12 protein-coding genes are annotated in these 14,411 nt (G+C 47.2%); 4 read left to right on the top strand and 8 right to left on the bottom strand.

The window, feature by feature from the left end; translation table 11 throughout:
* Positions 1-151: 151 nt before the first annotated feature.
* Both L0U89_RS16945 and L0U89_RS16940 read right to left on the bottom strand, forming a co-directional pair.
* Positions 152-1,213, bottom strand: coding sequence for an AI-2E family transporter (locus L0U89_RS16945; RefSeq protein WP_234862599.1), 1,062 nt, complete (start codon positions 1,211-1,213; stop codon positions 152-154).
* Positions 1,214-1,400: 187 nt separating this feature from the next.
* Positions 1,401-2,447, bottom strand: coding sequence for a sialidase family protein (locus L0U89_RS16940; protein WP_234862598.1), 1,047 nt, complete (start codon positions 2,445-2,447; stop codon positions 1,401-1,403).
* A gap of 404 nt (positions 2,448-2,851) precedes the next feature.
* Between L0U89_RS16940 and dnaE the strand changes: the two genes are divergently transcribed.
* The 4 genes from dnaE (at position 2,852) to selD (ending at position 9,758) form a co-directional block, all read left to right on the top strand.
* A complete protein-coding gene (gene dnaE, locus L0U89_RS16935; protein ID WP_234862597.1) occupies positions 2,852-7,138 on the top strand; it encodes a DNA polymerase III subunit alpha in 4,287 nt (1,428 codons plus the stop codon).
* 151 nt (positions 7,139-7,289) lie between these two features.
* Positions 7,290-7,610, top strand: a complete 321-nt coding sequence (trxA, locus tag L0U89_RS16930) for a thioredoxin (RefSeq protein WP_008631620.1) — start codon at positions 7,290-7,292, stop codon at positions 7,608-7,610.
* 76 nt (positions 7,611-7,686) lie between these two features.
* Complete coding sequence (gene mnmH, locus L0U89_RS16925) at positions 7,687-8,742, top strand: tRNA 2-selenouridine(34) synthase MnmH (protein WP_234862596.1); 1,056 nt, start codon at positions 7,687-7,689, stop codon at positions 8,740-8,742.
* Positions 8,718-9,758 carry a selenide, water dikinase SelD gene (gene selD / locus L0U89_RS16920; RefSeq protein WP_234862595.1) on the top strand — a complete coding sequence of 347 codons (1,041 nt, stop codon included), beginning with the start codon at positions 8,718-8,720 and terminating at the stop codon, positions 9,756-9,758. The genes mnmH and selD overlap by 25 nt, the downstream gene beginning before the upstream one ends.
* On the opposite strand, the gene L0U89_RS16915 is transcribed toward selD, so the two are convergent.
* The 6 genes from L0U89_RS16915 to L0U89_RS16890 form a co-directional block, all read right to left on the bottom strand.
* Positions 9,755-10,378, bottom strand: a complete 624-nt coding sequence (locus tag L0U89_RS16915; RefSeq protein ID WP_234862594.1) for a 3-keto-disaccharide hydrolase — start codon at positions 10,376-10,378, stop codon at positions 9,755-9,757. The two genes, selD and L0U89_RS16915, sit on opposite strands and share 4 nt — an antisense overlap.
* Positions 10,379-10,425: 47 nt before the next feature.
* Positions 10,426-10,983, bottom strand: coding sequence for a DUF502 domain-containing protein (locus L0U89_RS16910; RefSeq protein ID WP_008631634.1), 558 nt, complete (start codon positions 10,981-10,983; stop codon positions 10,426-10,428).
* Between the two features lie 131 nt (positions 10,984-11,114).
* The gene (nqrE, locus tag L0U89_RS16905; RefSeq protein WP_008631635.1) at positions 11,115-11,726 is read right to left on the bottom strand and encodes an NADH:ubiquinone reductase (Na(+)-transporting) subunit E; all 612 of its coding nucleotides are present in this window, start codon (positions 11,724-11,726) and stop codon (positions 11,115-11,117) included.
* Positions 11,727-11,738: 12 nt separating this feature from the next.
* The gene (locus L0U89_RS16900) at positions 11,739-12,419 is read right to left on the bottom strand and encodes an NADH:ubiquinone reductase (Na(+)-transporting) subunit D (protein ID WP_008631636.1); all 681 of its coding nucleotides are present in this window, start codon (positions 12,417-12,419) and stop codon (positions 11,739-11,741) included.
* A 26-nt stretch (positions 12,420-12,445) separates the two neighbouring features.
* Complete coding sequence (gene nqrC / locus L0U89_RS16895) at positions 12,446-13,222, bottom strand: NADH:ubiquinone reductase (Na(+)-transporting) subunit C (RefSeq protein ID WP_234862593.1); 777 nt, start codon at positions 13,220-13,222, stop codon at positions 12,446-12,448.
* Entirely contained in the window at positions 13,209-14,411 is a 1,203-nt protein-coding gene (locus tag L0U89_RS16890; protein WP_234862592.1) for an NADH:ubiquinone reductase (Na(+)-transporting) subunit B, read from the bottom strand. Before L0U89_RS16890 ends, nqrC begins: the two co-directional genes overlap by 14 nt.

Below are 14,411 nucleotides of genomic sequence, written 5' to 3'. Positions count from 1 at the left end.
TAAAAATAAGGAATGGCGATGTACCCTTGGTATAAAAACGATAGGGAATCAGGTCATTCAAATGCATTAGCCGGGGGGCTGGAGTACAAATACCCTTATCTGCGTTCACTTCCAGCACATAGAAGACAAAGTTGCTTAAAGAGTGAATCCATTAGATTTCACCGTCCAGCCAAGCTTTGGCCAGCTTGTATCCCAAAGTCAACACGATCGCTCCCGTAAACAATCCCAAAATCCCTGAGTAGAGAAATCCACCCAGCGAACCCAAAAACACCACCATGGCAGGCACAGGGGCTCCTTTGCCCAATAAAATCGGCTTCAGGAAATTGTCCAAAACACCCGCCACGAGCATCCAAACAGTAAGGAAAATGGCCATTCCGGTGCTATCCTGCATCCAAATGTAAATGATCACACCGATACTTACTGGAAACAAGCCGATTTGGAACACCGCCAAAATCAGGCACAATAAGATCCAAATCCCCACAAATGGAATCCCGGCAATAAACATTCCCAATCCACAAAAGAGCGCTTGGATTACCGCCACGCCCAATATCCCCTTCGCCACGGCGATTACCGTGGAGCGAGTGTCGTCCGCCATCCTTTCACCCGATTTACCGGCCAGCCTTGTAAAAAACTTGGTGGCCAATTCTCCCTCCAACTTCGAATAGGTCATCATAAACCCACTGACGATAATGGAAAGGGTGAATATGAGTATACCTGAAGCTGTATGCGTCGCCAGCCCGACAAACTTGAGCAGCACTGGCTTGATTTGGTCCTGGTGTTTGACAAAAGTCGCGGATAGGTTTTGAGAGGCTTCAGTCCATATTCCATGAAGTGTTGGTCCAATTACAGGCCAGGATGCCACACTTTCAGAAGGTGGTGGCAGGTGAAGGTCATTATGTTGAAAAGCATGTACCAAGGTTTTGAAATCATCCACGGTATTTAGCATGACCATGACAGAAGGCAAGATGATAATCAGCAACAATGTCACCACCAGCAAGGTTGCCGCCCAACCTGGTCGGTCGCCCATTTTCCGTGAGAGAAAATGGTGAAGTGGCCCAAATGAAATTGCCAAGACACTTCCCCAAATGAGCAACGTGATAAATGGCTGGATAATATAAAAACACAAAAGCAGCAAGATGCCCAATGCCAAAATCTGAAGTACGAAATGAATTTGCGACGGCTTTGGCCCGGGAGTTAGTTGTGTATTGTCCATAGAACTGAAGAAAGGAGAAAATTCCAAAAATTTGAATTTATGCAAATTTAAGATCAGTTTATAGAGCAATACTGATTAAAAATTGTAACGTGAGCAATAGCCTTTATTTGTTTAGAAAATGGAGAAAATTCCCTTTCGATGTTTTTCGTAAAACCTCAATTACAATACACATGGAGAACAAAGGCGGCTAGTTTCGACTGAACTCCAACTTGACTTTCACAAAGCGAATCCGCTGCCTGTTCCAGGTATAACAAAAAACCAAATCGCCTTCATCCTCGATGATCGATGGATACGAAAACTCATCTTCTCCCGATCCAGCTTCGATTTCCTGCTGGATCGGCCAGGTTACACCATTATCCCAAGATAGCGCCAACTGCATCGGGTAGCGTTTGCCCCAATTGCCGGAGACGGGATTATATACTAGGGCAATGACACCCGAGGGCATCTTGACCAGGTCGATACCGCTGTTGTTGTTGGGCAAATCAGTCAAATACACGGGCGACCAGGTCCTTCCAAAATCCTTTGAATCCGCCCTTGCGATTTTCCCAGTGGACGACCTGAGCAGCATGTGGATATGGCCTGGCTCGGATTCCCAAAGTGCGGGCTGGATCACACCCTCGCCAAGCACCAAATGCCGATCTAAAGCCAGCGTATCGGTGCGCTGCCAAGATTTGCCCGCATCAGTGGAAATATCAACAAAAGCATTCCAAACCCTGTTTTTCTCCACGGATGCCGGTGCCAGCCAAGTGCCGTCTGATAGGACAAGGATATGGTTCCTGACAGGTCCCCTTCCTCCCCGATCTTCAGCCACCAATTCTTTTGGTGCGGACCAAGTTTCGCCCTTATCAAGAGATTCCATTACCCAAGTCTCCCAATCGTCGATTTCTTTTCCTACTTTGAAATAAAGCAACAAGCGACCATCCGGCGCCGAAAAAAGCACCGGATTCCAGTGGGGGTCATTCCGTACTTTAGCGAGCTTCTTCGGTGCGGTCCAAGCCCCGGGTTTGCCCTTGGCGGTCCAAATTGCCACATCGTCGTTTTTTTCATGGGAGCCCGCAAACCAAGCCAAAATGTATTCCCCGTTGCCAAGTTTCTCTATCGTGGAGGCATGGCATTGGGGAAATGGGCGTTCGTCACCGAAAATAAACTCGCTTTTCACTATTTGTAAGTCCAGCGTCTGCCCTACCAATCGTATGCAAATGAAGAAAAAGAATATGGTGGCTTTTGCTCTCATGGGGATTTGAAGTGTATATTTCAAGATACAATTTTCGAACAGATTTGTACTGTCAAAAATACAATTGTTCGAATTTCGGCATGACTCGACTGCCAAACTATCCGAATGGGTGAAAATCAAATATCACGCAAAGTCACCCTGACGATGATTTGAAACGCTGACTATCCAACTGGATCCAAATGCGCCTTGATTGGTTTTTGCAAAGATTTCAATCGCTGCTTCAATACTTTTAGGAAAGGTACACCAGCTCAAAAAAGCGATTTCCTCCCATTTTCAAACGACTTTTCAAAATCCACATCCGCGAGCACCAGATTTGCCTCAAATTAATTCCCGACATTTTCCGCCAAGCCGGTAGTACCTCCAAGGGATAAGCCTTATTTTAGACCCCCAATCCGACCCAAATTATGTACATCATTTTTGATACTGAGACCACAGGCTTGCCCCGGAATTATGATGCGCCGATGGAGGATTTGGACAATTGGCCCCGCCTTGTCCAGATTGCCTGGCAGCTCCATGATGCGAGGGGAAAGCTGCTTTCCAACCACAATTACATCGTCAAGCCCGAGGGATTCACCATTCCCTACAATGCCGAAAAAGTCCACGGGATATCGACCGCCCGGGCTTTGAAGGAAGGGCATGACTTGGAAAAGGTCTTGGGGATTTTTGACAATGATTTGAAAAAGGCCACCTATGTGGTCGGCCACAATATCGGCTTTGATATCAATGTCGTCGGTTCAGAGTTTTTGAGGAAAAAGCTCCCAATGAAACTCAGGGACAGAAAGGAATTGGATACCAAGGACCTTTCGACCGATTTCTGCGCAATCCCTGGCGGAAAAGGCGGTAAATTCAAATGGCCAACCCTGACCGAACTGCACCACAAACTTTTCGGGAACGGATTCGCGGATGCCCACGACGCCGCCTATGACGTGGATGCGACGGCCAAGTGCTTCTTTGGCCTCATCACGCAGCGCGTCATCCAACCCGAAAAAGGCATTCCCCTGGCGGAAGTGGTCTATGAGCCGCCCCGTTTGGACGCGGCCAACTTTGCCAATGCCAAAGACGAAACCAAAACCGCTGCAAAGGAAATCCTCAAGGCAGCCGGTACCGCGGATATTTCCCAAATGCAGGATTTGCCTTTCACGCACCTGCATGTCCATACCCAATACTCGGTCCTACAGGCGACTTCCGAGATACCTTCCTTGATCGCTTTGGCCAAATCAATGAACATGCCGGCGATTGCGATGACAGATCATGGCAATATGATGGGCGCCTTCCATTTTGTCAAGGAAGCGTTTTCGAAAGGGATCAAGCCAATCATTGGCTGTGAGTTCAATCTCTGCAAAGACCGTAAAAACAAATCCCAAAAGGACGACGGATACCAAACAGTCCTCATTGCGAAGAACAAAGGCGGCTATCATAACCTCGCGAAGTTGGCCTCCTATGCCAATATCGAGGGGTATTATTACGTGCCAAGAATTGACAAGGAACTCTTGGTGCAATACAAGTCCGACCTGATCGCCACGACGGGCGGACTCTGGTCTGAAATCCCCTACCTGATACTCAACGTGGGCGATACCCAAGCAGAAGAGGCCTTTATCTGGTGGAAAGAGCAGTTTAGGGAGGATTTTTACGTGGAACTCAACAGACATGGCATTCCCGAAGAGGAAAAAGTAAATGAAGTATTGCTTCATTTTGCGGAAAAATACGGTGTAAAATACTTCGCCGCCAACAACGCCTATTACAACCAAAAGGTAGATGCCAAGGCCCACGACATCCTCCTCTGTGTGAAAGACGGCGAACTCGTCGAGAAGCCGAAAAAATACATCGGAAAGCGCGGACGGGAATTCAGGTTTGGATTTCCCAATGATGAATTCTACATCAAAAGCCCCGAGGAGATGAAAAAGCTCTTCGCGGACCTTCCCGAAGCGATTGCCTGCACCGATGAGATTGTGCAAAAGATCGAATCCTACAAACTGGAAAGGCCCGTTTTGTTGCCGAAGTTTGACATTCCAGATGAGTTTAAGGATCCGCAGGACGAAATCGACGGCGGCAAGCGTGGGGAAAATGCCTATTTGCGCTACCTTACCTACGAGGGCGCCAAGAAACGTTATCCCGAACTCACGGACGAAATCAAGGAACGGCTTGACTTTGAGTTGGCTACAATCGAAAAAACCGGCTATCCAGGTTACTTTCTGATTGTGCAGGATTTTACGGGAGAAGCTCGGAAAATGGGCGTCTCTGTTGGGCCAGGCAGGGGTTCCGCAGCGGGTTCGGCCGTGGCGTATTGTACAGGCATCACCAATGTGGACCCGATCGCCTATGACCTCCTCTTCGAAAGGTTCCTCAACCCCGACCGGGTTTCCCTTCCCGATATTGATATTGACTTTGACGACGAAGGTCGGGATAAGGTCATCAAATATGTGATCGACAAGTACGGATCCAACCAAGTCGCACAAATCATCACCTACGGCACTATGGCCGCCAAATCGGCCATCAGGGACACGGCGAGGGTGCTCAATCTCCCCTTGGCGGAAGCTGACAAACTCGCCAAACTCGTTCCTGACATCAAGCTCAAGGCACTTTTTGACCTCTCAAAAGACAGGGCAAAACTTGCAGACAAGCTGAAGGGCAACGGGGAAGATTTGTCAAAAGCCGAAGAACTGATCCGAATTGCCAAGGGGCAGGACGAGCTTTCCAAAACCGTCAACCAAGCGACGGTGCTCGAAGGCTCGGTCCGGAATACAGGAATCCACGCCTGCGGGGTCATCATTACACCGGATGACATCACCAATTTTGTACCGGTTGCCTTGGCAAAGGATTCTGACATGGTCTGCACCCAATTTGACAACTCGGTCGTCGAAAGCGCCGGCTTGCTCAAGATGGACTTCTTGGGATTGAAGACGCTCACCCTGATCAAGGATGCGGTGAAGATCGTCAAGGAAAGACACGGGATCGATTTGGATCCTGACAATTTCCCGATCGACGATGCGAAGACTTATGAGCTTTTCCAACGCGGTGAAACGGTCGGCATTTTCCAATACGAATCTCCCGGGATGCAAAAGTACATGCGGGACTTGAAGCCAACGGTCTTTGCCGACCTGATTGCGATGAACGCGCTTTACAGACCTGGGCCTTTGGAATATATTCCTTCTTTCGTCAGGCGAAAACACGGACAGGAACCGATCACCTATGACCTGGACGACATGAAGGAATACCTAGAGGAAACTTATGGTATCACCGTGTACCAGGAACAGGTCATGTTGCTTTCCCAAAAATTGGCTGGCTTCACCAAAGGCGAGGCGGACGTGCTCCGGAAAGCCATGGGTAAGAAACAGAAGGATGTACTCGACAAAATGAAGCCGAAATTTGTCGAACAGGCCTCGGCCAAAGGACATGATGCCCAAAAGCTGGAAAAAATCTGGAAGGACTGGGAGGCCTTCGCCTCTTATGCATTCAACAAATCGCACTCCACTTGCTACGCTTGGATCGCCTATCAGACGGCCTATCTGAAGGCACATTATCCCGCGGAATATATGGCCTCCGTGCTCAGCAACAACATGAACGATATCACGCAGGTGACATTTTTCATGGAGGAATGTAAGCGAATGGGCATCTCCGTGTTGGGGCCAGACGTGAACGAATCCAAAAGCGGCTTCACGGTCAACAAAGACGGCCAGATCCGCTTTGGCTTGGCAGCTATCAAGGGGGCAGGTGCCGCCGCGGTAGAAGCGATCATTGTCGAGCGGGAAAAGAGCGGACGTTACCAGACTATCTTCGATTTCTGCAAAAGAGTCAATTCCAGGGCTTTGAACAAAAAAACGCTGGAAGCATTGGCGATGGCAGGAAGCTTCGATTGCTTCCCGCAACACCACCGGCGACAATACCTCGAAGCACCCGAGGGTGATGTGACGCTGCTCGAAAAAGCGGTGAAATATGCCCAAAAAGTCCAACAAGAATCAGAAAGCAACCAAGTGAGCCTGTTTGGAGGAGGTTCCGGCATGGAAGTCTCGCTTCCTACCGTGGCCTCCATGGAACCATTCAGCCAATTGCAGCAACTCAATATCGAAAAAGAAGTCGTTGGGCTTTATATATCCGGGCATCCTCTGGACCAGTTCCGCGTGGAAATCAATGCCTTTACCAACACCCCCCTTCCGGAATTTGCGGATATCGAAAACCTCAGAAAAAAAAGCGACATCAAGGCTGCAGGAATCGTTACTTCCTTTGCCCACCGGACCACCAAGACCGGTAAGCCTTTTGGCACGCTCAGTATGGAGGATTACCATGGTGCCCATACCTTCTTCCTTTTCGGCGATGACTACATCAAATTCAAGGGCTACTTCATGACAGGTTGGTTCCTGTACCTCAGCGGGTCCGTACATCCCAACAAGTTCAAGGAAAATGAGTTTGAGTTCAAAATCAACATGATCATGCTCCTCAATGAGGTGCGCGGCAAAATGGTCAAGGGGCTGCGTGTAAACATCGACTTGGACGACTTGTCATTTGAATTGATGGAAAAACTGGAAGCCATTACCCAGCGGTATCGCGGTGATGCAAGACTGTACATCAACATCATCGACTCCAAAGAAAACATCACCCTAGACTTGATGTCAAAGCGTTTTACCGTAGATCCATCCAACGAGATGATCAAGGAATTGGGACGCATTCCGGAAGTAGTGTATGAGATTGTGTGAGGAAAAATAGGATTGGAAAGCTAGGATGTTAGGCAGTTAGGGAGTTTGGAGATGGGCAAGAATATTATTCCCGGGGCTTGGGAACTTATTGAAGTCCAATCTGCTTAATGAGTATATTTGAAAATCAAGCATTCACAAACTATACATTACAATGGCAAAAGCAATAGAGATTACCGATGCAAACTTTGAAGAAGTATTGAAGTCAGACAAGCCCGTGTTGGTGGACTTTTGGGCAGAATGGTGCGGCCCATGCAAAATGATCGGACCAGTAGTAGAGGAACTCGCAGGCGATTATGAAGGAAAGGCCATCATTGGCAAAGTAGACGTCGACTCCAATCCAGCCGTTGCGCAGGCTCTTGGTATCAGAAGCATTCCTACATTGATGTTCTTCAAAGGTGGAAAATTGGTTGACAAGCAAATCGGAGCTGTTCCAAAAGTCGTTTTGTCCCAAAAATTGGACGCGCAGCTCTAATTGATATAGAAATCACAGTAATAGCCACAGAGATTCGTTCTTTGTGGCTATTTTTATTTGTGGGTAGAATAAATCTATGAAAGAAACCTTGATTGAGCTCGATCAATTCCTTCAATTACGGGGAAGTATTCCCATTTTGGATGCCCGCAGTGAGGGGGAATTCGCACAAGGACATATTCCCGGATCCATCAATCTACCAATCCTCAACAATGAGGAGAGAAAAATTGTAGGAACGATCTACAAGCAGCGAGGAAGTCAGGAGGCGGTGGTCAAGGGATTCGAGCTCGTCGGGCCAAGGTTTCATTCCATCATCCATGATGCTTTAAGGCTTTTCCCAAATAAGAAAATAATGACCTACTGTTGGCGGGGAGGCATGCGGAGTGAGATCATGTCCTGGCTACTTCGTATGGCGGGATTTGAAATCCTACGGCTGAAGGGAGGATACAAAACCTACCGCACACTGACCTATGAGGCCGTCAGGAAGCCAAGGAATTTCATCGTGTTGGGGGGAAAAACCGGCGTCGGTAAAACCGTTTTGCTTCAAGCATTAAAAGCAGCCGGCGAACCAGTCATTGACTTGGAAAAAATCGCCAACCACAAAGGATCTTCTTTCGGTGGCATCGGCCAAGCACCCCAACCGAGTATAGAGCATTTCGAGAATCTGCTCGCCGAAGAGCTTCTCAAATTCCCGATTTCGGCGAAAATCTGGATAGAAAATGAAAGCCGGAGAATTGGAAAAGTAGTCCTATCTGAAGAGTTCTATAACAATATCATCACCTCTCCGCTGATCGAAATCACCAAATCGGAGTCGGAAAGGATCGCCCATATTGCAAGTGAGTACGGTCTTTTACCCGAAAAAGACCTAATTGAAGCGGTGAAAAGACTCCAAAAAAAATTGGGTGGAAAAAGGACATCCGAGGCTATAGAAGATATCAAGGCGAATCGGCATGACTCCTGGATTGCCAATTTGTTGATTTATTATGACAAGGCTTATGAATTCGAACTCACCAAGCACCAACGGGCGCAAGTATTCCCGCTTGAATTGGGCGATACCGAAGGTGAAAACGCAGTTCGCCGGCTATTGGAGATCAAAAACAACATCAATCAATGGAAACCCCAACTATCCGATTAACACAATTCAGTGAAGGTTCTGGCTGCGGATGCAAGATCGCCCCGGCAGTTTTGGACAGTATTCTTGGAAACAGAAAATCCGTGGACTTGGAGGACCCGAATCTTTTGGTTGGGAACTGTACCAAAGACGATGCCGCAGTCTACCAGATTAGCGAGACAATCGCGATGATCAACACCGTTGACTTTTTTACCCCAATCGTGGACGATGCCTACGATTTTGGCAGGATCGCTGCCGCAAATGCATTGTCGGATGTGTACGCCATGGGAGGAAAGCCACTTTTTGCTAACGCCATCCTGAGTTGGCCAGTCGAGAAAATTGATCCAATGCTGGCAGCTGAGGTCTTGGAAGGGGGTCGAGCGATTTGCCAAGAAGCTGGAATTCCACTCGCAGGAGGCCATAGCATCGCGGCGAAAGATCCGATTTTTGGACTTTCAGTCAATGGGAGTATTCATCCCAAAAACATCAAGACAAACAAGGGTGCGATAGCAGGTGATTTGATCTATATCACCAAGCCCTTGGGAATCGGCGTATTGGCTACTGCTTTGAAAAGGGACAAGATTAACCCGAATGACTATGTCAAAATGATCCATTTTTCCACGCAGATCAATTCCATCGGCTCGGAGTTTGGGCAATTGGAATATATCCATGCGATGACCGATGTGACAGGATTTGGATTATTGGGGCATTTGGTAGAAATGTCGGAAGGCGCGGGACTCAGCGCCATCATCCAAGGCAGCAGTCTTCCGCTGATCGATGGGGTAAGCAATTACATTTCACAATTTATCTTTCCCGACAATACCTACCGAAACTGGAATGCGTACACCGGAAAGACGGAAGGAATTAACGGTATGGAACTGGTCAAATTCTGCGACCCGCAGACCAACGGAGGACTGATGGTCGCCGTTGACCCAAAATCCCAAAAAGCATTCGAGTCATTCCTCGAAAAGCACCAACAAAAAGCTTGGCTGATCGGTGAGTTTATCTCCCAATCAGCCAAAGTGGTCAAAGTAATCTAGTCAAGCACTTTGACCTTGATGCTTTTGTAATAGATCACGCTCTCCGGATCATGGGCTTGGATCGCAAAGGTACCCTTGTCAAATTTTTTCTCGCCCGCGTTTGCTGGGCGGTTATTGTCCTTGGATTCTGTGTAATCAGTGACGGTTTTGCCGTTGATTTTGATCACGACATGGTCACCCCTCACGATAATGTGTGTCGTGTACCATTCTCCATCCTTGACATGCACCTCACGGACATCGCTGAAAGAATACAGGCTTCCTGATTTCCTCCAATCACTGTGGGTCTGATTGACTTGGACTTCATAGCCTTTGTTGGGCCAGCCGGTTTCTTGGTAAGCAGTATGGAAAAAGATACCCGAATTGGCTTTGGGCATGGTTTTCAATTCCACCATCAATTCAAAATTTTTGAACTCCCCATTATTGACTGGACCGACATAGAAGGCATGTGCCCTTGGGCCGTCTATCTTGATCAATCCATCCTCAATGCTGAAGGATGAGGGGTTTTCAGCGATTTTCCATCCATCGAAATTCTTTCCGTTGAACAACGGGATCCATTCCGATTGGGCAAAAAGGTCAGATCCCAACAGCAGGAATACAAAGGCAATCAAGGTTTTTTTCATGGTTCGGTTATTTGAGGTTTATTATTTTTCCCAATGTCAATCGGTTATCAATGATGCAGCTGGGACACACCGCCTGAAACGATGAATTTCATGACTTCGGTACTCTTCACGTTTTTCAAGATGCGCACATTCTCCCGAGGAACCAAGAATAGGTTTCCGGAGAAATTATAGCTGTGCGGCAAATAGATCGCCACCATGCCAGGTTCTTCCAATACAGAAAGATCTTCTTGCGTCACGAAGCCCAATCTTGAAACATCTGAAGAAATTTTGATGATTGCTGGTGTGTTGAATTTCTTTTTATCCCCCACAAAAGCCGACATCAAATCCTTGATACTGGTATAGAGGATGTTGATCAATGGAATCTTGAAAACCCATTTTTCAAAGATCTCAAACAGAGGTTTGGTAATGAAAATACTTGCCAAAAAACCAACGAAAGTGATGGATGCGAGGATGATCAAAATCCCCAATCCCGGGAATGGGATTGGTAAGATCCCATCCAAAAACTGAAGCGTAAGGACGATCACATAGACCGTCAGCGCGATCGGAACCACAAACAATAAGCCCCGAAAGAAATACGTGATGATCCTTCTGTATGTAAATGCCATAGCCCAATTTTCCCGAATTAAAAATAAAGAATATTGACCATATCCTGTTTGCCGAAATAAAATCTTCCAACCACTTGAAAAAGAAAAAGCCCCGATTATCAACCGGGGCTCTTCAGCGAATATTGTTTCTTTTACAAATCGATACCCATGAAGGACATGAAGGCGATGCCCATCAGTCCTGTAAGCAGCATCGTGATGCCAAGACCTTTCAAGCCGTTAGGTACGTTGGAATATTTCATCTTCTCGCGGATAGCAGCCAAAGCAACGATCGCCAAGAAGAAGCCGGTTCCGGATCCGAATCCATAAACCGTGGCTTCAGCCAAGGTATAATCCCTTTGCGCCATGAACAAAGCGCCTCCTAAGATGGCACAGTTTACAGCAATCAAAGGAAGGAAAATACCCAATGCTCCATAGAGCGCAGGCGCAAATTTCTCCACGATCATTTCCACCAGTTGTACAATTGCGGCGATGATGGCAATGAACATGATAAATCTGAGGAACGAAAGGTCAAGTGTCGCAAACGAAGCACCTGCCCAAGAAAGCGCACCTTCCTTCAAAACCAATTCATTCAAAAGCCAGTTGATCGGAACGGTCACAGTCAACACGAAGATAACCGCAGCACCAAGTCCAAGCGCTGTACTCACTTTTTTGGAAACTGCCAAGAAAGAGCACATTCCCAAAAAGTAAGCGAAAATCATATTGTCAATAAAGATGGATCTTACTCCTAAGCTAATTAATTCCATGTCGTTATCGGATTAATGTTCAACATAACCTGTTTTGGTACGCTGTACCCAAATGATCAGCCCCAAGATGATAAATGCACCGACGGGAGTCACCATGAGACCATTTGTCGCGAGGCTGAAATTTTCACCAAAAAGACCTGCGATGCTGTCATAAATCGGCAAGCCAAATACGCTGCCAGATCCAAATAACTCCCTAAAGAAGGCAACTGCCAAAATGATCCAAGAATAGCCCAAGGCTGATCCTAATCCATCCAACACGGAGTCATAAGGTTTATTGCCAAGTGCGAATGCTTCCAAACGACCCATTACGATACAGTTGGTAATAATCAGACCGATGAAGACCGAAAGTTCCTTGTACATGTCATAGGCAAAAGCTTTCAGAATCTCACTCACCACCGTTACCAAAGTCGCAACAACAGCCAACTGCACAATGATCCTCACCCTTGTGGGAATCGTATTCCTCATGACAGAGATCACGAAGTTGGACATGGCAACCACGAAGATAACAGAGATGGCCATGATCAAAGTTGGCTGCATCTGTGTCGTCACCGCAAGGGCCGAACAGATTCCCAAAACCTGGATCGTGATGGGGTTACTGTCAACCAAAGGGTCAGTAACCAGTTTTTTTCTCCTCTTTGACAGAAGCGCCTCTGCGGGCTTTTTTACTTCTGCTATTGTAGTTTCTGTACTCATTATCTAGAAGGATTGAATGGTTCAAATTAATTTAAAGCTACTACATCAGAGGATTTGGCAGATTTGGTCTTCTCCAAAAATGCACTGTAGTATTGCAGATAGTTCTTCACCATGTTGTTCACACCATTTGCTGTGATGGTGGCACCGGACATCCCGTCGACTTTGTGCTTATCGGCGTCGTAGTCCTTGCCTTCTCCTTTTTGCATGGCTACTGCCTGGAGCGTACCGGTTTCATCGAAAATCTCTTTGCCTTGGTAGCGGGCCTGAACATCGGAACTTGTGATTCTTGCACCCAAGCCTGGAGTTTCACCTTTGTGGGCAAAAGTCACACCGGCGATGGTATTCAAATCGGTCTTCAAAGCAACGTACCCCCAAATCTCATCCCAAAGGCCTGCACCATAAACGGGCAAAATATAGGATTCGACGGCATCAGGGTTTCCTTCTGCATGGTAAATGAAAACAGGGAAAACACGCTTCTCGGCCGGCATCTTGTAATTCTTGCCTACGTTTACCTTTTCAGCAACCATTGGGCTGCCATCAGGAGCGGTTTCGATTTTGTTTCCTTCAATGTCGACTACGATGGAAGATATCCTATTCTGATAATATTCCAACACCTCGTTCGCCTTCATTTTCCTAAGGGTCTCGCCATCAACGACCGCACCCAGAATTTGCTTTCTAGTATCAAGCTCCTCTGCCTTTCTCTGCAAAGGACCCAATACTTGGGAAGTCCCAGACAACAATAATCCCAAGACAACGGTCAGGATTATCGAAAATGTGATGATATATGCGTTAGACTGTTGCACGTTGTAGCCTCCTTTTCTTATTTGCTTTTACTACATAATAATCGATCAATGGCGCAAAGACATTCATCAGCAAGACTGCCAACATGATGCCTTCAGGATATGCCGGATTGGAAACACGGATGATAATGGTCAATACACCAATCAAGAATCCATAAATCCATTTTCCAGCTTCTGTCTGTGCTGCTGAGACTGGGTCAGTAGCCATAAACACCACACCAAACGCCAAGCCTCCCATCACCCAGTGATACTGTGGTGGCAAAGCCATGTATTCATTTACAGCGAGCAAGTTCATCACAAGACCCATTACATAAGCGCCTGCAAATCCGCTCGCGATGATTTTCCAGCTCGCTACGCCAGTACCTATCAAAATCGCCGCACCGATCAATGCCATCAATGTGGAAGTTTCCCCAATTGAACCAGGAATCCAGCCCATAAACATATTGGCAAAACTATATATCCCTTCACCCAAAACTGAGTTATGTTCGGCCAAAGCCTGTGTTGCAGGCTGACCTTCCACGCCAGCATTGTACACGGCTGCCAAGGCTGTCGCGCCAGAGTAGCCGTCAACCGGAGTTTTGTCGCCCAAGTATGTCCATACCTGGTCACCGGATATTTGTGCGGGATAAGCAAAATATAGGAATGCGCGAGCGGTCATGGCCACATTGAGAATGTTCATCCCAGTACCTCCAAAGACCTCTTTTCCGATCACTACCGCAAAAATGGTTGCCAAAGCAACCTGCCAGAGTGGAATGGTCGGAGGCATGACCAATGCGATCAACATACCCGTCACCAAGTAACCTTCACTAATCGGGTGGTTTCGGATAACACAGAAGGTAAATTCCGTCAAGAGGCCAACCGCATAAGATACGATCAAAACTGGAAGTACCGCAAGTGCCCCTATCAAAGCTTTGTCAAGCCATGTTGCTTCTTCACCGACGGCAAGAAAATGCTGATGGCCGACGTTCAGGATTCCAAACAACAAGGTTGGGACCATCGCAATAACCACGGTGATCATGACCCTTTTCAGGTCAACTGCATCCTTGATTTGGGTGCCTTTGGTACCAGTTACCAAATCAGGTGCAAAGGCGATCGTCCTATGGCCTTCGTAAAGGGTATAGAACTTTTCCCATTTGCCTCCCTTTTCAAAGTTTGGCTTTAGACTATCGAAGAGATTTTGTAACGCCTTCAT

It is taken from the genome of Mariniradius sediminis, from assembly GCF_021491425.1.
Classification (GTDB): Bacteria; Bacteroidota; Bacteroidia; order Cytophagales; family Cyclobacteriaceae; genus Mariniradius; species Mariniradius saccharolyticus.
The sequence above is the reverse complement of the archived record's forward strand: the minus strand, read 5'-3'. Positions and strand labels throughout refer to the sequence as shown.

Bases quoted from the DNA above. Each gene is read 5' to 3' on its own strand.
- dnaE (WP_234862597.1), top strand. From the start codon at position 2,852: ATGTACATCATTTTTGATACTGAGACCACAGGCTTGCCCCGGAATTAT.
- mnmH (WP_234862596.1), top strand. From the start codon at position 7,687: ATGAAAGAAACCTTGATTGAGCTCGATCAATTCCTTCAATTACGGGGA.
- selD (WP_234862595.1), top strand. From the start codon at position 8,718: ATGGAAACCCCAACTATCCGATTAACACAATTCAGTGAAGGTTCTGGC.
- L0U89_RS16910 (WP_008631634.1), bottom strand. From the start codon at position 10,983: ATGGCATTTACATACAGAAGGATCATCACGTATTTCTTTCGGGGCTTA.
- L0U89_RS16890 (WP_234862592.1), bottom strand. From the start codon at position 14,411: ATGAAGGCGTTACAAAATCTCTTCGATAGTCTAAAGCCAAACTTTGAA.
- L0U89_RS16900 (WP_008631636.1), bottom strand. From the start codon at position 12,419: ATGAGTACAGAAACTACAATAGCAGAAGTAAAAAAGCCCGCAGAGGCG.
- nqrE (WP_008631635.1), bottom strand. From the start codon at position 11,726: ATGGAATTAATTAGCTTAGGAGTAAGATCCATCTTTATTGACAATATG.
- L0U89_RS16915 (WP_234862594.1), bottom strand. From the start codon at position 10,378: ATGAAAAAAACCTTGATTGCCTTTGTATTCCTGCTGTTGGGATCTGAC.
- trxA (WP_008631620.1), top strand. From the start codon at position 7,290: ATGGCAAAAGCAATAGAGATTACCGATGCAAACTTTGAAGAAGTATTG.
- L0U89_RS16940 (WP_234862598.1), bottom strand. From the start codon at position 2,447: ATGAGAGCAAAAGCCACCATATTCTTTTTCTTCATTTGCATACGATTG.
- L0U89_RS16945 (WP_234862599.1), bottom strand. From the start codon at position 1,213: ATGGACAATACACAACTAACTCCCGGGCCAAAGCCGTCGCAAATTCAT.